Annotated in this window: 17 protein-coding genes; 5 read left to right on the top strand and 12 right to left on the bottom strand. The window is 55.7% G+C overall.

Annotated elements, in window-relative coordinates; all coding sequences use genetic code 11:
- Positions 1–460 precede the first annotated feature (460 nt).
- The 5 genes from HEQ18_RS04755 to miaA all read right to left on the bottom strand — a co-directional run bounded on the left by HEQ18_RS04755 (position 461) and on the right by miaA (position 5,600).
- Positions 461–1,090 carry a YceI family protein gene (locus tag HEQ18_RS04755; protein WP_432815715.1) on the bottom strand — a complete coding sequence of 210 codons (630 nt, stop codon included), beginning with the start codon at positions 1,088–1,090 and terminating at the stop codon, positions 461–463.
- 78 nt (positions 1,091–1,168) lie between these two features.
- Positions 1,169–2,188 carry a ketol-acid reductoisomerase gene (ilvC, locus tag HEQ18_RS04750; RefSeq protein ID WP_432815714.1) on the bottom strand — a complete coding sequence of 340 codons (1,020 nt, stop codon included), beginning with the start codon at positions 2,186–2,188 and terminating at the stop codon, positions 1,169–1,171.
- A gap of 126 nt (positions 2,189–2,314) precedes the next feature.
- Positions 2,315–2,830, bottom strand: coding sequence for an acetolactate synthase small subunit (ilvN, locus tag HEQ18_RS04745; RefSeq protein WP_397580185.1), 516 nt, complete (start codon positions 2,828–2,830; stop codon positions 2,315–2,317).
- On the bottom strand, positions 2,830–4,572 hold the full coding sequence (locus tag HEQ18_RS04740) for an acetolactate synthase 3 large subunit (protein WP_432815713.1): 1,743 nt from the start codon (positions 4,570–4,572) through the stop codon (positions 2,830–2,832). Before HEQ18_RS04740 ends, ilvN begins: the two co-directional genes overlap by 1 nt.
- Positions 4,573–4,673: 101 nt before the next feature.
- Entirely contained in the window at positions 4,674–5,600 is a 927-nt protein-coding gene (miaA, locus tag HEQ18_RS04735; protein WP_432815712.1) for a tRNA (adenosine(37)-N6)-dimethylallyltransferase MiaA, read from the bottom strand.
- Here miaA and serB point away from each other — a divergent pair.
- On the top strand, positions 5,593–6,483 hold the full coding sequence (gene serB / locus HEQ18_RS04730; RefSeq protein WP_432815711.1) for a phosphoserine phosphatase SerB: 891 nt from the start codon (positions 5,593–5,595) through the stop codon (positions 6,481–6,483). The genes miaA and serB overlap by 8 nt on opposite strands.
- 73 nt (positions 6,484–6,556) lie before the next feature.
- Complete coding sequence (locus HEQ18_RS04725) at positions 6,557–7,096, top strand: superoxide dismutase family protein (protein WP_432815710.1); 540 nt, start codon at positions 6,557–6,559, stop codon at positions 7,094–7,096.
- A gap of 2 nt (positions 7,097–7,098) precedes the next feature.
- Here the strand turns inward: HEQ18_RS04725 and HEQ18_RS04720 are convergent, their stop codons facing one another.
- Positions 7,099–7,725 (bottom strand): murein L,D-transpeptidase catalytic domain family protein, encoded by a 627-nt coding sequence (locus HEQ18_RS04720; protein WP_432815709.1) that lies wholly within the window; start codon positions 7,723–7,725, stop codon positions 7,099–7,101.
- 135 nt (positions 7,726–7,860) lie between these two features.
- Between HEQ18_RS04720 and HEQ18_RS04715 the strand changes: the two genes are divergently transcribed.
- The 3 genes from HEQ18_RS04715 (at position 7,861) to HEQ18_RS04705 (ending at position 11,123) form a co-directional block, all read left to right on the top strand.
- Entirely contained in the window at positions 7,861–8,745 is an 885-nt protein-coding gene (locus HEQ18_RS04715; protein ID WP_432815708.1) for a L,D-transpeptidase family protein, read from the top strand.
- A 94-nt stretch (positions 8,746–8,839) separates the two neighbouring features.
- Positions 8,840–9,292 (top strand): MerR family transcriptional regulator, encoded by a 453-nt coding sequence (locus HEQ18_RS04710; protein ID WP_432815707.1) that lies wholly within the window; start codon positions 8,840–8,842, stop codon positions 9,290–9,292.
- 31 nt (positions 9,293–9,323) lie between these two features.
- Positions 9,324–11,123 carry an acyl-CoA dehydrogenase C-terminal domain-containing protein gene (locus tag HEQ18_RS04705; protein ID WP_432815706.1) on the top strand — a complete coding sequence of 600 codons (1,800 nt, stop codon included), beginning with the start codon at positions 9,324–9,326 and terminating at the stop codon, positions 11,121–11,123.
- Positions 11,124–11,182: 59 nt separating this feature from the next.
- On the opposite strand, the gene cysK is transcribed toward HEQ18_RS04705, so the two are convergent.
- The 6 genes from cysK to HEQ18_RS04675 all read right to left on the bottom strand — a co-directional run bounded on the left by cysK (position 11,183) and on the right by HEQ18_RS04675 (position 18,471).
- Positions 11,183–12,103: a cysteine synthase A gene (gene cysK / locus HEQ18_RS04700; RefSeq protein ID WP_432815705.1), complete on the bottom strand. Its 921-nt coding sequence runs from the start codon at positions 12,101–12,103 to the stop codon at positions 11,183–11,185.
- Entirely contained in the window at positions 12,100–13,428 is a 1,329-nt protein-coding gene (locus tag HEQ18_RS04695; protein WP_432815704.1) for an MFS transporter, read from the bottom strand. Before HEQ18_RS04695 ends, cysK begins: the two co-directional genes overlap by 4 nt.
- A gap of 45 nt (positions 13,429–13,473) precedes the next feature.
- A complete protein-coding gene (locus HEQ18_RS04690; RefSeq protein ID WP_432815703.1) occupies positions 13,474–14,619 on the bottom strand; it encodes an aspartyl/asparaginyl beta-hydroxylase domain-containing protein in 1,146 nt (381 codons plus the stop codon).
- 65 nt (positions 14,620–14,684) lie between these two features.
- On the bottom strand, positions 14,685–16,988 hold the full coding sequence (locus tag HEQ18_RS04685; RefSeq protein WP_432815702.1) for an ATP-dependent helicase: 2,304 nt from the start codon (positions 16,986–16,988) through the stop codon (positions 14,685–14,687).
- An 89-nt stretch (positions 16,989–17,077) separates the two neighbouring features.
- Positions 17,078–17,626, bottom strand: coding sequence for a 16S rRNA (guanine(966)-N(2))-methyltransferase RsmD (rsmD, locus tag HEQ18_RS04680; RefSeq protein WP_397605045.1), 549 nt, complete (start codon positions 17,624–17,626; stop codon positions 17,078–17,080).
- Positions 17,626–18,471 carry a pseudouridine synthase gene (locus HEQ18_RS04675; protein WP_295491692.1) on the bottom strand — a complete coding sequence of 282 codons (846 nt, stop codon included), beginning with the start codon at positions 18,469–18,471 and terminating at the stop codon, positions 17,626–17,628. The genes rsmD and HEQ18_RS04675 overlap by 1 nt, the downstream gene beginning before the upstream one ends.
- Positions 18,472–18,573: the final 102 nt, after the last annotated feature.

Genomic DNA, 18,573 nt, shown 5'->3' with positions numbered 1-18,573 from the left:
AAAATGAGAATTTAAAGTCCGAAAAAGTCGGCGTACCAAGTCGGCGAATCTGGATTGGCCTCGCGGTAAGCTTTTAACTTATATGCCCTAGCATGTGCATAGGGATCCCATGGTTGGTTCTGCGCAGACAGTTGTGCTATTATAGATGGTGCTTCGGACCCTGGGTAACTTCTCATAAATCCGCCAGATACCGCATTTATTTCGGTTTCAGATAATTCAATCATAGGTTTCCCTTTCTGACTAACTATTTTCTGGACCTGATTACTGAAATGTCATTATTTGTTATAATAGTCAAATTTTTTCGACGGGCGTAAGAGATAAGCTGCTCATTCCTATCAATTTTATTGAAAAACACGGACCCTCGGCATTCTTTTGTGCAGAGCCGCGGAGACGCAAAGGAGAAGACATAGACATCCGATCTTTGCGCCTTTGCGGCTTTGCGTGATACTATTTTCGGGCCTTAGCTCGCTTTTTCAAACGCGACGCTGATGTCCAAAGTCACATCATCCGAGATCATCGGAACGGCATAGCTTATGCCGAACGCGCTGCGTTTGATGACGGCGGTGGCGTGAAAGCCGATGGTGGCTTTCTTGTTGAACGGGTTATTGCCCGCCCCTGAAAATGTGGCGTCCAGAACGACTGGCTTTGTGACGCCGTTGAGCGTGAGGTCGCCCGTGATTTTGGCGGTGGTGCCCGAAGCCATGACACTGGTTGAAACAAACTTGGCATCCGCCGGGGCGGGACCGAAAAAGTCGGCCTTGCCGCCGTCCTTGCCAGCGCGCAGTAGATGCCCCGTCAGGCCAGCACTTGCGGTCGTGACCTTGCCAACGGGAATAGTGATGTCGACCTTGGCGGCATTCGGGTTTGCTGGATCAAGTGTCAGCGTTCCCGTCGCATCGCCGAAAATACCGAAATAATCGTTGAAGCCAAAATGGCTAACGCGCCAGCCGATCAATGTATGGCCGGGGTCGGTGTTGTAGGTTCCCGCGGTAACGCGGGCGACGTCCATCGTTCCGGGCATTTGCGGGGCGCTTTGCGCGATCAAAGGCACCGCAAACAGAAGGGGAAGGGCACATAAAAGCTTACGCATGAGTCGGCTCCTGACAGTCAAAAGGGGAAGCATCAGTGTCGATGCCTCCCCCAAATGAGTCAAGTCGGGAAAAAGCGATTAGTTCTTCGCCTGATCCACCAATTTATTCTTTGCAATCCATGGCATCATCGCGCGCAGCTTTGCGCCCGTTTCCTCAATGGGGTGCGCTGCCGCTGCCTTGCGTGCGGCCTTCAGCTCAGGCTGCCCAGCGCGGTTATCGAGCACGAAATTCTTGACGAAACGACCCGATTGAATGTCCGCCAGAACCCGCTTCATTTCCGCCTTGGTTTCGTCGGTGATGATGCGTGGGCCCGTGGTGATGTCTCCATATTCTGCGGTATTCGAAATCGAATAACGCATGTTGGCAATGCCGCCTTCATACAGAAGGTCGACGATCAGCTTGGTTTCATGCAAGCATTCGAAATAGGCCATTTCTGGTGCATAGCCTGCCTCGGTCAATGTCTCGAAACCGGCCTGGATCAGGTGCGTGATACCGCCGCACAACACGGCCTGTTCACCGAACAAATCGGTTTCGCATTCTTCGCGGAAGTTGGTTTCGATGATGCCGCTGCGTCCGCCGCCGACGCCGCTGGCGTACGCAAGCGCGATGTCATGGGCATTGCCGCTTGAGTCTTGCGCAACTGCGATCAGGCACGGCACGCCGCCACCCTTTTGATATTCGCTGCGCACGGTGTGGCCTGGGCCCTTGGGTGCAATCATGATGACGTCAATGTCGGCGCGCGGCTCAATCAGGCCGAAATGGATATTGAGGCCATGGGCAAAGGCGAGAGCCGCGCCGGGTTTCATGTTTGCATGCAGGTCATCGGCGTAAATTGCGGCCTGATGTTCATCGGGTGCCAACACCATAAGGATATCCGCCCAAGCCGCAGCGTCGGCATTGGCCAAAACCTTAAACCCAGCCGCTTCCGCCTTTTTAGCGGTTGCCGATCCCGCGCGCAGTGCGATAGCGACATCCGCTACGCCGCTGTCACGCAGGTTTTGCGCATGGGCATGGCCCTGGCTGCCATAGCCTATAATTGCGACCTTTTTGTCTTTGATAAGGCCCAAGTCGCTATCTGCGTCATAATATACTTTCATTCTTCCGTCCTTCTTCGTTGCCGTCACCCTGAACATGTTTCAGGGTCTTACTTTCAACGGCGTATTTTCAAACCCCCGGAACGCAGTGCCCGTTGTTCAAGCGCGTTCAGGATGACGATATCTTAGTTAGCTGACCCCGGCACCCCGCATCAGGCCAACAATCCCGGTCCGGCCAACTTCGACCAGTCCGACTTCGCGCATCAACGTTACAAACGTGTCGATCTTTTCAGGGCCACCCGTGATTTCAAAAATGAAGCTGTTGACCGTGGCGTCGATGACGCGGGCGCGGTAAATGTCGGCAAGGCGCATCGCCTCGACGCGTTGATCGCCCGCGCCGCTGACTTTGACCAAGGCCAATTCCCGCTCGACATGCGGCCCAGCTTCGGTGAGGTCAGTGACTTTGTGCACGGGAATGAGGCGCTCGCATTGCGCGATGATTTGGTCGATCACGGGGGGCGGGCCTTTGGTGACGATTGTTATCCGGCTTGTTGCATGGTCTTCGCTGATATCGGCCACAGTAAGGCTGTCGATATTATACCCGCGCGAGGTAAACATGCCGGCGATCCGCGCCAACGTGCCCGCTTCATTATCGACGGTGAGCGTCAGCACATGCCGCTCGGTAAGTTCTTGCTTGATATGCATTATACGAGCGCCTTTGCTTCGTCATCCATCGTGCCCGAAACCTGACCCGCGTGTAGGATCATGTCCGTATGCGCTGCGCCCGATGGGATCATCGGGAAACAGTTCGCCGTTTTGAGCACACGGCAATCGAACATCACTGGCCCGTCATGCGCCAGCATCTCGGCGATGGCATCATCGAGCTTGGCCGGGTCAGCGCACCGAATGCCTTTCCAGCCATAAGCTTCGGCCAGCGCGACGAAATCGGGCAGGCTGTCGGAATAGCTTTCGGAATAGCGGCTTTCATAGGTCAGCTCTTGCCATTGGCGCACCATGCCCATCCATTCATTGTTGAGGATGAAGACCTTCACCGGCAAGCGATATTGTGTTGCGGTTGCCATCTCTTGAATGTTCATCTGGATCGATGCCTCACCGGCGATGTCGATCACAAGCGCGTCTGGATGTCCCATTTGCGCGCCAATTGCGGCAGGCAGTCCATAGCCCATGGTTCCAAGCCCGCCGCTGGTCAGCCACTTGTTAGGCGCATCAAAGTGGAAATGCTGTGCCGCCCACATTTGATGCTGGCCAACTTCGGTCGTAATAATCGGGGCTTTGTCCTTGGTGGCTGCAAACAGGCGTTGTATCGCATATTGCGGCATGATTTCCTGCGTGCTGCCGGGGTAGCTTAGGCAATCAACGGCGCGCCAACCCGTGATGCGTGACCACCATTCGGTCAGCGGCTGTTTCTTGGTTTTCCTGCCTTTCCATACATCGATCATCTGACGCATGGCCGTGCCAACGTCAGCGACGATAGGCAGGTCAACGCGCACGGTCTTGTTCATCGAACTGCGGTCGATATCGACATGGATTTTGACGCTGTCGGGTGAAAAGGCGTCCAAGCGGCCCGTTACGCGGTCGTCAAAGCGCGCGCCGAGGCAGACCATGACATCGCATTGGTTCATGGCCATATTGGCCTCATACGTGCCGTGCATGCCCAGCATACCCAACCACGCCTCACCGGAGGCGGGATATGCGCCAAGGCCCATGAGGGTGGATGTGACGGGCGCTCCGGTCAATTCGGCCAGCTCACGCAGCGCTTCGCTGGCGGCAGGGCCTGAATTGATGATGCCGCCGCCCGTATACAATATCGGCGCCTTGGCGTTAGCAATCAATTCGACCGCGCGGTTGATTTCCGCATAGTCAGCCTCACCCGCATAGGTAAAGCGCGACCGGGTAGGGTGCTTCACATCGGTTGCAGCCTTCGCGACCTGCACATTTTTTGGAATGTCGATGACAACCGGACCGGGCCGTCCTTTGGTGGCGATGGCAAAAGCCTCCCGCACGACCGTTGCGAGTTCGGCAGGGTCTTTCACCAAATAATTATGTTTTGAACAATGGCGCGTAATGCCAACGGTATCGGCCTCCTGAAAGGCATCGGTGCCGATTAAATTGGTCGCAACCTGTCCCGTCAGGACGACCAAGGGAATGGAATCCAAAAATGCATCGGCAATACCGGTAACGGCATTGGTGGCGCCGGGGCCGGATGTGACTAGCACAACGCCCGGCTTACCGGTTGCGCGCGCATAACCCTCTGCCGCATGCGCAGCGCCCGCCTCATGCCGGACGAGGACATGTTTAATCTTCTTCTGCTGAAATAAGGCATCGTAAATGGGCAATACTGCACCACCGGGGTAACCGAATATGGTGTCTACGCCCTGTTCAATCAGGGTATCAATCAAAATTTCTGCGCCGGATTTTTCGGGCACTGGATAGTCCTTATATGTTAAGCCACTTTCCTATGTTGCACTGCAATAGGGTAAGCAAGAGCGCGCTAGCTAATGATTAGAAAATGACTTGTCAAATACATTCATTGAAACATTATTTCAAAATTACCTATGTTTGAATCATTTATTATTGCGTTTACACGCTGCCAATCCGCTGGGGCCTGATTGCGAAACCAAGTAAACTGCCGTTTTGCATATTGTCGTGTGGCGATCTGACCGAGCTTGATCGCTTCCGCCCGCGAAATCGTGCCTTTAAGATAGGCCGAAATCTCGGGCACGCCGATGGCGCGCATAACGGGAGCATCTTGCGGCAGATTGCGGGCAAGCAACGCCGCCACTTCATCAATGGCACCACGCTCCATCATCCCTTCAAAGCGTGTGTCGCAGCGGTCGTATAGCCAATCGCGCGGGGGTAAGAGCAACAAAGGCCGCAAACAGATATCAGCCGATATCCCTCCAGTCTTGGTTGCGCGCCATGCCAATATGCTGCGTCCGGTGCTTTGCACGACCTCAAGCGCGCGGGTGATGCGGCTGACATCCGAAGGGGCCAAGGTTGCGGCAACGGGCGCATCATATATTTGAAGCGCGGCATAGGCCTGATCAACGGGCATTGCACGTATTGTGGCGCGCAATTCAGGGTCGACCTCCGGAATGGGGGCAATGCCGTCAAGCAAGGTGCGGATATACAAGCCACTACCGCCAACCAATATCGGGGTTACGCCTCTCGCATGGGCCTGGGCAATAATGTGCTTTGCATCCGTTGCCCAGCGCGCGGCAGAGCAAGGTGTGACGCCGTCGATATAACCAAACAGATGGTGCGGAACGCAGCGTTGTTCATCGGCTGTGGGCTGGGCGCTTAATATGGGCAGGTCAGAATATACTTGCGCGCTGTCGGCGTTGATTATCTCGAAATTGCCGGATCGGGCCAGATGCAGCGCGAATGCCGTCTTGCCGCTTGCCGTCGGACCCGCAATAAGCGCGACCATATTTTGAGGATTCGATATGCCCATTTGCACTCTGATAGCAGCAGACAGTCTGGAAAGCGGCAACTTTTCCGAGGTCAGGGATCGATTGGCCGAAGCTGGCTGTATCCCCAATGCTTTTGACTGGCTGGCAAAGGACAAGGCCGTAGACATATCGTTTGCAGGTGACTTGGCCGATGCACGCACGGCCCTTGCGGGGCTTGAGGACCGTTGCGACATAGCATTGCAGGACGAAGGCAATCGCCGCAAAATGTTGTTGGTGTCCGATATGGACAGCACCATGATCACGGTCGAATGCATTGACGAGCTAGCCGATTATGCCGGCATTAAGCCCGAGATCGCCGCGATTACCGAACGTGCCATGGCAGGTGAACTCGATTTTGCCGACGCGTTAAAGGCACGGGTTGCTCTGCTGGCGGGACTGGATGAGAATGTCCTTGCGCAGTGCCTGCGCGAACGTGTGCAGCCAATGCCGGGGGCCGAAATCCTTGTGCGAACGATGACCGGATGGGGAGCGCATGCGGTGCTCGTGTCGGGCGGGTTTACGAGCTTTACGGGCCCTGTGGCTGATATGCTGGGCTTTCATGCGGTGCGCGCCAACCTTTTGGAGATTAAAGACGGGCGACTGACCGGCGCATTGGCGGCTGATATAGTCGATGCGTCGACAAAGCGTGTGGTGTTGCACGCCGCTGCAGAAGCACGCGGTGTTGCCCTCGGGTCGGCGCTAGCGGTTGGTGATGGCGCGAATGACTTGCCGATGATCGCTGCTGCGGTGTCCGGCGGTGGCCTTGGTGTAGGCTATCATCCGCGCCCGCAATTGGCACAAGCGGCGAACTTTTCCGTGCGGCATAACAATCTGACAGCGTTGCTGTTTGCGCAGGGTGTTAAACCCCACGAATGGGCGGACTGAATTCAAGAAACAAATTGAGTGCGGCTCGGTTGATGTTATGCAGTGCAAGCACACCCAGATTCAGGAGAAAAACATGCTTAAGTTACTGCCGATTCTCATCATTTCGATCCTCGCCAGTTGCACCACCCTGCAATCGGCAAAGACGGCTGAGGTGTCCGAAGTACTGACGGCGGATCTCGCCCGTGCCGACGGAAGCTGGGCCGGCATTGCTACCATATCACAGCGGCGCGATGGTGTGTTTTTGAGTCTGTCCGCGCAAGCGCCTGCCGCCGGGACATTTGGCATGCATCTGCACGCTATTGGTAAATGCCAAGCACCCGACTTCACCAGCGCGGGGCCACACTGGAACCCCAGTATGAAGCAGCATGGCCACGATAACCCCATGGGCGCGCATGATGGCGATTTGCCGAATGTTGATGCGGGCGCTGATCGTAAAATCACGCTGGAGTATAAGTTAAAGGACATTGCGCTGTCAGGGCCGACCGGTCTGTTGGATGCCGACGGCGGCGCGCTTGTCATTCACGAGAAAGCCGATGATTATAAAACCGACCCAAGCGGCAATAGCGGGAAGCGGATTATTTGTGGCGTATTCAAATCCGGCAACCGAAGCTGAGTTTAAACCTTATCAGCGTATAATAGGCATCCTGGGGCCACACGCTCCAGTATCTCTCTGATGTCATCTTTGGCAAAGGCGAAACAGCCTTGGCTGCGGCCAATCTTGCCTTGGTCATGAATAAGCGACTGGTTCACATACCAAGCAGGGTGAATGACGATCGCACGAGCCTCGGCTTGGTCATTTTGCGGATCAAGCCCGATTAACCGGCGGGATTCGCCATATTGACCGATATACGTATCGCCAACAAGGTAACTGCCCGCCGAGGTAGCTTCCGACCCATGCACGTTGGAGAAATGTTGCACCCAGCCGCTATGGCTTGGGTCCGAACCCTTGCCATGGGCGACGAGGAACGTGTCGGATTTACCGCTGCGCAGATCAACCACGTAAAAGCGCGGGTCGCGCGAAGCCTTGGAAAAGTCAGCTATGGCAAGTAAATCATGGTTGCGGATGCGCGCCTTATGCGCGGCCAACGCGGCCTTTGCGCGGCCAAGCAATAAAGGCGATGGCCCGCCCGTTCCGGCGCCCGTGCCCGGCCGAAAGACAATGTCTGCCGCCTTTGACGGCACCGTGAGCAGGCTCGCGCCTAAAACTGCGGAATGAATGAATTGCCTGCGACCTATTTCCATGCCCTTCAGATAAAGACCAACCCTTTACATAAACAGGCCTCCAAAAGCATTTGAGCGCAAAAGTAGGACGGTTAGGCGCATCACTTGGAGATTTAATTTTATGCGCCTGCGGGAAAATTGACGTCGAATTTTTATATGTATGATGGTAGTGCTTATTCTTATGCCGCCTTGTGCGGCTCAATATCCTTCAGTTGGGGCAATTTCATGGGTTTCGGCGCGGGCATCCGCACATTGCAGTGCATAATTGCGCTTTTGTTGATGAGTGCCCTGTCGGGCATGGCTGGAGCACAAGTGTCGGGGCAGGCGCAGCCTGCGCCTATCCAGCAAGGTCAACTGCCTGAAGTCGTTCCGTCGGATGCAGCTTTGGCCACGCCACCAGCGCAAACGCAACCCGTCGCTGCGCCACCTGCGGCAACACCACCCACCGTCAAAACACCCATTGGAACGCCAGCACCAAAGCCCCGCAAAAAAGGACCTGTTGACGCGCTCAAGCCTGGACAGTTTATGTGGGTGAAGCAGGAGGTTTATGAAGGACCGATGAAAATTGTCGTCGTGCTCGATACGCAGCGGATTTATGTGTTTCAGAATGAACAGCTTATTGGCTTCAGTACGATTTCATCGGGGAAAAAGGGCAAGGAAACGCCGACGGGTATTTTCAACATTCTGCAGAAAAATGTGGATCACAAATCCAATCTCTACAGCAACGCACCGATGCCATTTATGCAGCGCCTGACCTGGGACGGCATTGCCGTCCACGGGGGTGATTTGCCGGGATATCCAGCGTCGCATGGTTGCATCCGGTTGCCAATTGTGTTTGCTAAGGCGTTGTTCGGCGTAACGAAAATGGGGCAAGAGGTGGTCGTTCTTCAAGATACGTCAACGCCCGTCAAGCGGCCGGAACCAAAGCCGGCCACAGATAGTGAGGTCGGGCCAGCCGATGCTATCGCTGACCCTGCGCTGCCCCCGCCGGTACTGGCACCAAAGCCAGCAGACGCATTTCTGCCCGAGCCATCCGTTTAACCGGCTATATTTCTTACCGCAGTGGTAACTTCCCCGATTGACGTTTACGCTAACGTAAACTAGTGACGTTAGGGCAACCAAGAGGGAAGGCGCTATGGAATCTGTAACGCGCGACGAAAGGCGGACCGATGCGACCATCGACACGCCCGACGCATATAATCGGGATTCGTTTACGATATCCGACCTATCAATTGAATTTGAGGTAACCGCCCGAGCATTGCGCTTTTATGAGGATCAAGGCCTGATTGCGCCGGAACGTTTGGGCTTGGCGCGCATTTATTCAAAGCGTGATCGGGCGCGGTTGGCGTGGATATTACGGGCAAAGCGCGTCGGGTTTAGCCTCGCTGAAATTCGCGAGATGATTGATCTGTATGACCTCAATGACGGCCGCAATATTCAGCGCCGCGTGACTATTGAAAAATGCCGCGACCGGATCAACCTGTTGAAGGCCCAGCGCGACGATATCGAAAGCGCCATTAACGAGCTGACCGAATTTGTTTCAACGGTGGAAGAGGTCGAAGCGGCGGAAAAATCTGCTGCGGCCTAAGGCCCCTTCATTGCTATTCTAAGGACCGAAAATGCCAAGCTATACCGCCCCCGTCCGCGATATACATTTCATCCTCAACGAAGTTTTGGGTGTCGATCGTTACGCCAATCTGCCCGGGTTTGAAAACGCCAGCGCTGACATGATTGATGCGATCCTGACCGAAGGCGCGAAGTTTGTGGAAAACGTGCTTTTCCCTTTGAACCAAGTTGGGGACTTGCAGGGCTGTACACGCCATGAGGATGGCAGCGTGACCACCCCCGATGGTTTCAAAGAAGCCTATAGGCTGTATTGCGAAGGTGGCTGGGGCACATTGTCTGGCCCATTGGAGTTTGGTGGGCAGGGCATGCCGCACATCGTCTCTATGGCCTTTGAGGAGCTTATGGCGAGTTCCAACATGGCGTTTGCGATGTACCCCGGTCTGACGCAAGGCGCTGTGTCCGCGATTTTGGTCAAGGGCAGTGAGGAGCAGAAGGCCAAATATGCCCCGAATATGATTTCGGGCAAATGGGGCGGGACAATGAACCTGACCGAGCCGCATTGCGGAACAGACCTTGGCCTTATTCGGACCAAGGCAGAACCCAATGGAGATGGCAGCTTTGCCATTTCCGGGACCAAGATTTTCATCTCGTCGGGTGAGCATGATTTGACCGAGAACATCATTCATTTGGTGCTCGCAAAAACACCAGGTGCACCGGACAGCGTGAAAGGTATATCGCTGTTCATCGTGCCTAAGTTCCTTGTGAACGACGACGGATCGCTTGGCGCACGCAATGCTTTGTCCTGTGGTTCGATTGAACATAAAATGGGTATCCACGGCAACGCCACCTGCGTCATGAATTATGATGGTGCCACCGGCTATTTGGTGGGCGAAGAGCATAAGGGCCTTGCGGCAATGTTTATCATGATGAACATCGCGCGGCTTGGCGTGGGGCAGCAGGGTTTAAGCGTTGCAGAAGTCGCCTACCAAAATGCCGTTCATTATGCGCAAGACCGCCGTCAGGGGCGCGCGTTGACCGGGCCGCAAGATATGGACCAAAAGGCAGATACACTGTTCGTGCATCCGGACGTTCGCCGTATGCTGATGGATGCAAAGTCGTTTACAGAGGGCATGCGTGCCTTGTGCCTCTGGGGCGCGTTGCAGGCCGATTTGCTGCAACATGCGCAAATCGAAGAAGAACGGCAGATGGCCGACGACCTGTTGTCTTTGCTGACTCCCGTCATCAAGGGTTATGGCACGGACAAGGGCTATGAAGTCGCAACCAATGCGCAGCAGGTATATGGCGGCCATGGTTACATCGCCGAATGGGGCATGGAGCAATATGTGCGCGATGCCCGCATCGCGATGATCTATGAAGGCACGAACGGTGTTCAAGCCATGGATCTTGTCGGCCGGAAACTCGCGCAAAATGGTGGCCGCGCCATTCAGGCGCTTTTCAAGATTGTGGATGAGGAATGCGCTACTGCCAAGGATGGGCCGCTGGCGGATCTGGCCGGTCGTCTTGAAAAGGCCAATGGCGATTTGAAGGCGTCAACGATGTGGTTCATGCAAAATGGCATGGCCAATCCGAACAATATCGGCGCTGGCGCGCATCATTATATGCACATCATGGGCATCGTTGCGCTTGGCCTGCAATGGCTACGTATGGCGCAAAGCGCACAGAAGGCATTGGATGCAGGCACAGGAAACGCGGCATTTTACCAAACCAAGCTGGTGACAGCGCGTTATTTTGCGGAGCGTCATATGCCAGATTGCGGCGCGCTTCGTCGTAAGATTGAAGCGGGCAGCGAAGCGATCATGGCGCTTACGCCGGAAATGTTCGCTGCTGCGTGATCGCGGCTTTCACCGCTATCTAACAAAATACCGGGAACATGAGTCCCGGCATTTTTGGTTTACTCGACCGGTAAGAAATCCGGGACCGATAGATAGCGTTCACCAGTATCATAGTTGAAACCAAGTACGCGGCTTGCCGCGGGTAGTTCTGGCAGTTTCTGCGCAATTGCGGCCAGTGTCGCGCCCGATGAAATGCCTACCAGCATGCCCTCTTCGCGTGCGGCGCGGCGCGCGGTTTCTTTGGCGTTTTCGGGATCAATCTGAATGACCCCGTCGAGCAAAGCCGTATGTAAATTGGCGGGAATGAAGCCAGCACCAATCCCTTGGATCGCATGTGGACCCGGTTGGCCGCCGCTGATGACAGGAGACAGCGTTGGTTCAACCGCAAACACTTTCAGATTTGGCCAAGCCTTTTTCAGAACCTGAGCGCAACCTGTTATATGCCCACCTGTGCCGACGCCGGTGATCATCACATCAATAGGGGAGTCGGCAAAATCTTCCAATATCTCCAGCGCCGTTGTGCGCACATGGACGTCGATGTTGGCGGGATTTTCGAATTGCTGTGGCATCCATGAATTTGTGGTTTGCGATACCAGTTCAAGCGCGCGTTCAATCGCGCCCTTCATGCCCTTTTCACGCGGGGTGAGGTCAAAAGACGCGCCATAGGCCAGCATCAAGCGGCGACGCTCCAGCGACATGGATTCGGGCATGACGAGGATAAGCTTATAGCCCTTGACCGCCGCCACCATGGCAAGACCAACGCCGGTGTTGCCAGAGGTCGGTTCAATGATTGTGCCGCCGGGTTTAAGGCTACCGTCTTTTTCGGCTGCTTCTATCATGGCCAAACCAATGCGATCCTTAATCGACCCACCGGGGTTTGACCGTTCGGATTTAATCCAGACCTCTGCATTCGGGAACATACGTCCCATGCGAATATGCGGGCTATTGCCAATTGTTTCGAGGATCGATTGTGCTTTCATGGACTTTTTCCTCTATATTGTGGTTCGAAACTGCGGGCGTTTTTAAGCTCGGGGAATAACCCCGCCCAAATTGCTGTAACGAATATGGCACCAGCGCCACCAAATACAACTGCGCCGACGGGACCAAGCATCGCTGCGGCCAAACCGGATTGCAATTCGCCCAATTCGTTTGATGCGGAAATGGCAAGGCCGGACACCGAACTCACCCGTCCGCGCATGTCGTCCGGTGTGTTGAGCTGAACCAGGGATGAGCGCACATAAACGGACAGCATGTCCGAAGCGCCAAGCACAACTAGCATAACCAACGCCACCGCCATGCCAGCGCCCATATCAAGGAAACCAATTTCAGCACCGCCAAACACGCGCGCCCCTATTTCATGGCTCAGGCCGAAGCCAATGGTCGCAATGCCGAATATGACCACAGCCCAAAGCATTTTTGCGCCAACATTATGGCGCAGCGGACGGAAGGTAAGCATGAGTGCCACCACTGACGCGCCCACAGCAGGTGCCGCACGCAATTGGCCAAGCCCGTCCGGTCCCACCATCAATATGTCGCGTGCATAGACGGGCAGCATGGCCGTTGCGCCCGCCAGCAACACCGCAAACAGGTCAAGCGTTATGGCACCCAATAAGAAACGTTCCGACCAAGTATAGCGAATGCCGTCCGCCATTTGGCGGATAGGGTGAATCTTCTGTTCCATAGGCGGCGGAAAGACTGGCCGCACAAAGCTGAGGCTGATGGTCGCCATCAACATGAGGCCAGCCGAAGCAAAATATGGCAGTGACGAATTTGCGGCGAACATCAAGCCGCCGGCCGCAGGGCCGAACACCGAACCGATTTGCCAAGCGATCGAGCTTAAGGCAATCGCGCGGGGCAATGATGCCGGCGGCACGATGTTGGGCGCAATCGCCGACATTGACGGCCCGACAAACACCCGTGCGACGCCGTGCAATGCTGCAAACAGGAAAAGGATGGGAAGGGTGAGCCCGTCAATGAAGGTGAACCAACCCAAAGCAAGCGCGACCATCATGTCGATGCTATTGGCGAGCCGCGCCACAGTCCGCCGTTCCCAGCGATCTGCGGCCCATCCCGCCACCGGCGTCAGCAGCGCCAGCGGCACAAACTGCACCAGCCCCAATAGGCCAAGTTGCAATGACGCCTCGCGAATGGACATGCCATAATCGCTGCGCGCGATGTCATAGGCCTGATAACCGATAACAACGACCATCCCCATCGTCGCAAGCACCGCCATAAACCGCGCCATCCAGTAAAAGCGGAAGTCCGCAATTTTAAGCGGGTGGGTTTCAGCGGGCGTGTCGGACATATTCTGTGCGCCTATCGGCTTATGTTTCCAAGCGCAATGCGCAGTCTAACCCGCATCTTCCGGCACGCCACGATAATTGTTGATCATTTCGAATATCGTCGTCAGCGCAGCGCGTTCTTCCAGCGTTATTTCTGGGCGCCATATCTCGAACAGCAAGATCACGCGCGTATCGCCGCTTTTGTTCCATGCTTCATGTTCAAAACTGTCGTCGAAAATAAGCGCTTCACCCTCACGCCAGCTTCGTGTCTCATTGCCGACGCGGATCGCGCAACTATGCGGGACGATTAACGGAATGTGGCAGATTAGGCGGGTGTTCAACAGGCCATGATGCGGCTGGATATGGGTATCTGGTTTAAGCAACGACCATAATGCCATTGGTGACCTCTGGTCGATCAGCGGCATCGGCGCATACGTCAAAGCCTGCATAGTAACCGGACAGCGCGCAGAGTTTTCGGGCACGATTGCCCCATTGCGCCAAAAATAATAGGCTCCCCATTTGGGATCGTTCATCAACGGATTGGCCGCAAGCGGTCGGTCGGCATTTGCCTCCACATAAGGTGCGAAGTCGTTGCCATCCGCCAACACAGCGCGCAGTTCAGCCTGCATTTCGGGCACTGCGACCTCGATTTCCGTCAGCCACAGGAATTCATCGCGCTCGTAAAATTGCCGTTGCGGCAAGCCTGGAAAATAAAAGCTGGAAGGCTGCTGCAGATAAAGCTGCTTTCGGCCAAGCAGCATATCGACTGCAGTGCCGACCCTTCCATCGCGCGCGAGGCCGGCCTGTTTCAGCCCGTCAATCAAGTGCTGTTCAAACTTGACCTGCACTTGCCCGATAAAATCGCGCGCACGGTTGAGCATTGGATGAAAAGCAGTAGGGACGGTCGGAATGGTCGCGGCTTGATTGAGCGCGGCTTGAAAGAAGGAATTTGCCGCGCGGTCATCGCCCATCCGCGCCTTTAATTCGCCCGACAAGATCAACGCGGGCAGGTTGCGTGGTTCCAATGCAAGCAGGCGCTGTAATGCTGCTTCTTCGCCCAAGAGGTTGCCGAGTAGGTTGCACGCCTGCGCCAACAGCAACCAAGGCATTTCACTTTCCGGAAGCTCTGCCAACAAGCGATGCGCAAGCGCGCCATCGCGCCGTTGAACTGCCGCTCTGGCGTCGTTGATGATGTTGGAATTCCCCGCGTTCATGCCTCACCTTAACCGCAATGCACGCGTCTTTACCAGCCCCATCATACAGTCCCGGCCGCAGCAGTTCAGCCTAAACTTACAAAGCTGTCCATCACGCGTTTACGGCCGGCTTGTTCAAAATCGATCTCAAGCTTGTTGCCCTCAATCAAAGCAATCGCGCCATAGCCGAATTTTTCGTGGAAAACGCGAAGGCCAATGCTGAGGTCGCTTCGGCCCTTATTGCCCAGGCTGACGGCGCTGCGCGTGTTTTCGGCTATGCGCTGAGGACGCGGGTTGAAACCGCCCGAGGTGGCGGCGCGTTGCCAGCCTGGGCCACGCGCATTGCTTCGCCCCTGATTAGCGGCGGCCAGATGCGCAAACGGGTCGGATTGTTCGCTCCAGTTCGCCCGCCATAAGGATGCACCGCCGGTCATCGTCTGCTCTGCCTCAATGTGGTCGAGCGGCAATTCTTCAATGAAACGGCTGGGGATGCTGCTGGTCCACTGGCCGTAAATTCGCCGATTTGCGGCATGGATGATGGTGCATTTGCGCTTGGCGCGGGTGATCGCGACATAAGCCAGTCGGCGTTCTTCCTCTAACGAGGCAAGGCCACCTTCGTCCAACGCGCGTTGCGATGGGAAAATACCTTCTTCCCATCCCACCAGAAAGACATTGTCATATTCAAGGCCCTTGGCGGCATGGATGGTCATGATGGTGACGCTTGCGCCTGTGTCGCCGCGATCATTGTCCATGACGAGGCTGACATGCTCCAAAAACTCCCCTAAAGTTTCATATTCTTCCATCGCGCGGGCCAGTTCGCTCAGGTTTTCAAGGCGGCCAGATGCCTCAACGCTGCGTTCGGCTTGCAAGACGGTGGTGTAACCACTTTCGTCCAATATCAGCCGTGTCAGATTGGCAGGCGACATCGTCGCGGCCGCGTCCCGCCAGCGGGCAATGTCGACGACAAGGTCCGCGAGTGACTTTCGTGCCTTGCCAGTCAGCTCGTCGGTCCCCACCAAACGCGCGGCGGCAACGGACAAAGGCGCACGTTCTGCGCGGGCCACGATATGGATTTTCTCAACCGCCTTGTCGCCAATGCCGCGCTTCGGCACGTTGACGATCCGTTCGAACGCGAGGTCGTCGGCGGGCTGATTGACGATGCGTAAATAGGCGATGGCATCGCGAATTTCGGCACGTTCATAGAAACGAAAACCACCGACAATCCGATAGTTGACGCCGATTTGTATGAAGCGGTCTTCAAATTCGCGCGTCTGGTGCTGCGCGCGGACGAGGATAGCGATGCTGTCCAGGCTTTCACCCTTATACTGTATTGCCTCAATTTCCTCACCGACGCGGCGGGCCTCTTCGGCGCCGTCCCATACGCCGATGATCCGAACCTTTTCGCCATCGTCCAACTCGGTCCACAAGGTCTTGCCAAGCCGGGCGCTGTTGGCATCAATCAGGCCTGATGCAGCGGCAAGAATATGCGGCGTGCTGCGGTAATTTTGCTCTAGCTTTATCGTCTTTGCGCCCGGGAAATCCTTTTCAAAGCGCAATATGTTGGCAACCTCGGCCCCGCGCCATGAATAGATGCTTTGGTCATCGTCACCGACGCAGCAGATATTTTTGCGTTTCTGCGCGAGTAATCGCAGCCAGAGATACTGAACGGCGTTTGTATCCTGATATTCGTCGACGAGGATATATTTGAACTGCGCCTGATATTTTTCGAGGATGTCGCGGTTGTTCTTCAACAGGTTCAGGCCATGCAACAACAAATCACCAAAGTCGCAGGCGTTCAACGCCAGCAACCGCGCCTGATATAGCGCATATATATGTCGCCCCTTGCCATTGGCAAAAGCCTCATTATCGGCGGCATTCAAATCGGCAGGGGATTTGCCCGCATTCTTCCATTTGTCGAGCAAGCTCGCAAGTCCGCGCGCGGGGAAGCGCTTGTCGTCCAAATCCTCGGACTGGATAAGCTGCTTTAACAGCCGGAGTTGATCGTCGGTGTCGATGATCGTGAAGTTGCTCTGCAGTCCAATGACTTCAGCGTGGCGGCGAAGCAGTTTTGCGCCAATGCTATGGAAGGTGCCAAGCCACGGCATCCCCTCCACCGCGGACCCGACCATCGCCCCAACGCGCTCCCGCATTTCGCGTGCGGCCTTGTTGGTGAAGGTGACGGCAAGGATTTCCGACGGCCATGCTTGGCGTGTGTATAATATCTGTGCCATACGCGCAGTCAGCGCAGCCGTTTTGCCCGTGCCAGCGCCCGCCAGCAGGAGCACAGGTCCTTCGGTCGTTAGCACAGCCTCACGCTGCGGCGGGTTTAACCCGCGCAACCAAGGGGGTTCTGTTTCGGACGGATCGGGCTGGACCACAATTTCTGACATAGGCGAACAGTTAGGGAACGGAGCGATGAACCGCAAGCGCTGTTCGGTCACATGGCGGAACTATAATGCGCCGCAAGGAGCGCGCGCCGTTAACTGGCCGCAGGCCGTAACAGTGTAAGTTTTGCTTTGCCGACATTGCGGACGGTGTCGATCGTGAAACCCTTCACATCAACATCTTCTTTTATACTGGTTTCGACGCTGATCCAGGCAGATGGTGCGAACCAGCCAAAACGGACCAATTTATCCAACGCGACCGAACCGGCACCGCTCAAATAAGGCGGATCCATTAGGACAATATCCGCTGGCTTTATCGCGGTGCCGAGAGACAACACCGAGGATTTACGAAGTTCGCTTTGGTCTTTTGCGCCAAGCCTGTTGATATTTGCGGCAAGTGCGTCGAGCGCTAGCGCGTCATGTTCAACAAAGGTGCAGTGCGCCGCGCCGCGCGACAAGGCCTCAAGCCCCAGCGCGCCAGACCCAGCAAACAGGTCAAGCACACGCAAATCTTCAAACGACCCCAACCGACTTGTCAGCATGGAGAACAATGTCTCCCGCGTGCGATCAGCCGTCGGGCGGGTTGTGTCGCCTTTGGGCGCAATAAGCGGTCGAGAGCGCCACTGGCCGGAAATGATCCGCATTATTTCAACGTCTTTCGAAATTCAATCAGGTCCACGCGGCGCACTTCGCCGACGGTGCCCGGCGCAAGCTCGCCCAGCACGAACGGGCCATAACGCGTCCGGATAAGGCGGCTGACTTCAAGTCCAAGATGTTCCAACACCCGTCGGACTTCGCGATTCTTGCCTTCCGTCAGTGTCATTTCGACCCAGCCATTGCGGCCCGTGCGGCGTTCCAGATTGGCGTCGATCTTGCCATATTTCACGCCCTCAATCTCGATACCGTGAATGAGCTCCTCAAGCTGTTCCTGACTGACATCACCAAAGCAACGGGCGCGGTAGGTGCGTTCAACACCGGTCGATGGTAATTCCATCTGGCGTTTGAATTCGCCATCATTGGTCAGCAACAACAAGCCTTCGGTGTTGAGATCGAGCCGACCAATCGGCATCAGACGCGGCAAGTCCTTTGGCAGAACGTCATAGATCGTTTTGCGCCCGCTAAAGTCGCGTTCGGCGGTTAGGCAGCCTTCGGGTTTGTGGAACATGTAAAGCTGCGTTGGCGCGGGTTGACCCACGGCCTTGCCATCCACAGCGACCCCGTGCAGCGATTTCAGCAAAGTTGCGGGCGTTTCCACCTTTTCATTATTCAGCGTTACCCGGCCATCGGCAATCATGCGTTCGATTTCGCGCCGCGACGCAACGCCAGCGCGCGCGAGCAGCTTTGCAATGCGCTCTTCACCATCCTTACGTTCCAAAGCGCCCTTGCTGGGGCCAGCATTTGGGTTGGGTTTACGCGACGGTTTGCTGTCCCAACGCAGACGCGGTGGCTTGGCAGGGCGGGCAGGTGCTTTTGACGGAGGTTTAACCATATCCGCGCCTTTGACGCATATTGCTTCAAAAGTCACTGGCCATTCAGGAAAATCGATTTAGAGCGAAGTGGAACAGATAACCGTAGCCCTGAGCATCGTCGA

The organism is Sphingorhabdus sp. (assembly GCF_050921905.1).
Classification (GTDB): domain Bacteria; phylum Pseudomonadota; class Alphaproteobacteria; order Sphingomonadales; family Sphingomonadaceae; genus Sphingorhabdus_B.
The sequence above is the reverse complement of the archived record's forward strand: the minus strand, read 5'-3'. Positions and strand labels throughout refer to the sequence as shown.

Coding starts and splice junctions, on each gene's coding strand:
- HEQ18_RS04755 (WP_432815715.1), bottom strand. CDS start 1,090: ATGCGTAAGCTTTTATGTGCCCTTCCCCTTCTGTTTGCGGTGCCTTTG.
- ilvC (WP_432815714.1), bottom strand. CDS start 2,188: ATGAAAGTATATTATGACGCAGATAGCGACTTGGGCCTTATCAAAGAC.
- ilvN (WP_397580185.1), bottom strand. CDS start 2,830: ATGCATATCAAGCAAGAACTTACCGAGCGGCATGTGCTGACGCTCACC.
- serB (WP_432815711.1), top strand. CDS start 5,593: ATGCCCATTTGCACTCTGATAGCAGCAGACAGTCTGGAAAGCGGCAAC.
- miaA (WP_432815712.1), bottom strand. CDS start 5,600: ATGGGCATATCGAATCCTCAAAATATGGTCGCGCTTATTGCGGGTCCG.
- HEQ18_RS04725 (WP_432815710.1), top strand. CDS start 6,557: ATGCTTAAGTTACTGCCGATTCTCATCATTTCGATCCTCGCCAGTTGC.
- HEQ18_RS04720 (WP_432815709.1), bottom strand. CDS start 7,725: ATGGAAATAGGTCGCAGGCAATTCATTCATTCCGCAGTTTTAGGCGCG.
- HEQ18_RS04715 (WP_432815708.1), top strand. CDS start 7,861: ATGTATGATGGTAGTGCTTATTCTTATGCCGCCTTGTGCGGCTCAATA.
- HEQ18_RS04710 (WP_432815707.1), top strand. CDS start 8,840: ATGGAATCTGTAACGCGCGACGAAAGGCGGACCGATGCGACCATCGAC.
- HEQ18_RS04705 (WP_432815706.1), top strand. CDS start 9,324: ATGCCAAGCTATACCGCCCCCGTCCGCGATATACATTTCATCCTCAAC.
- cysK (WP_432815705.1), bottom strand. CDS start 12,103: ATGAAAGCACAATCGATCCTCGAAACAATTGGCAATAGCCCGCATATT.
- HEQ18_RS04695 (WP_432815704.1), bottom strand. CDS start 13,428: ATGTCCGACACGCCCGCTGAAACCCACCCGCTTAAAATTGCGGACTTC.
- HEQ18_RS04690 (WP_432815703.1), bottom strand. CDS start 14,619: ATGAACGCGGGGAATTCCAACATCATCAACGACGCCAGAGCGGCAGTT.
- HEQ18_RS04685 (WP_432815702.1), bottom strand. CDS start 16,988: ATGTCAGAAATTGTGGTCCAGCCCGATCCGTCCGAAACAGAACCCCCT.
- rsmD (WP_397605045.1), bottom strand. CDS start 17,626: ATGCGGATCATTTCCGGCCAGTGGCGCTCTCGACCGCTTATTGCGCCC.
- HEQ18_RS04675 (WP_295491692.1), bottom strand. CDS start 18,471: ATGGTTAAACCTCCGTCAAAAGCACCTGCCCGCCCTGCCAAGCCACCG.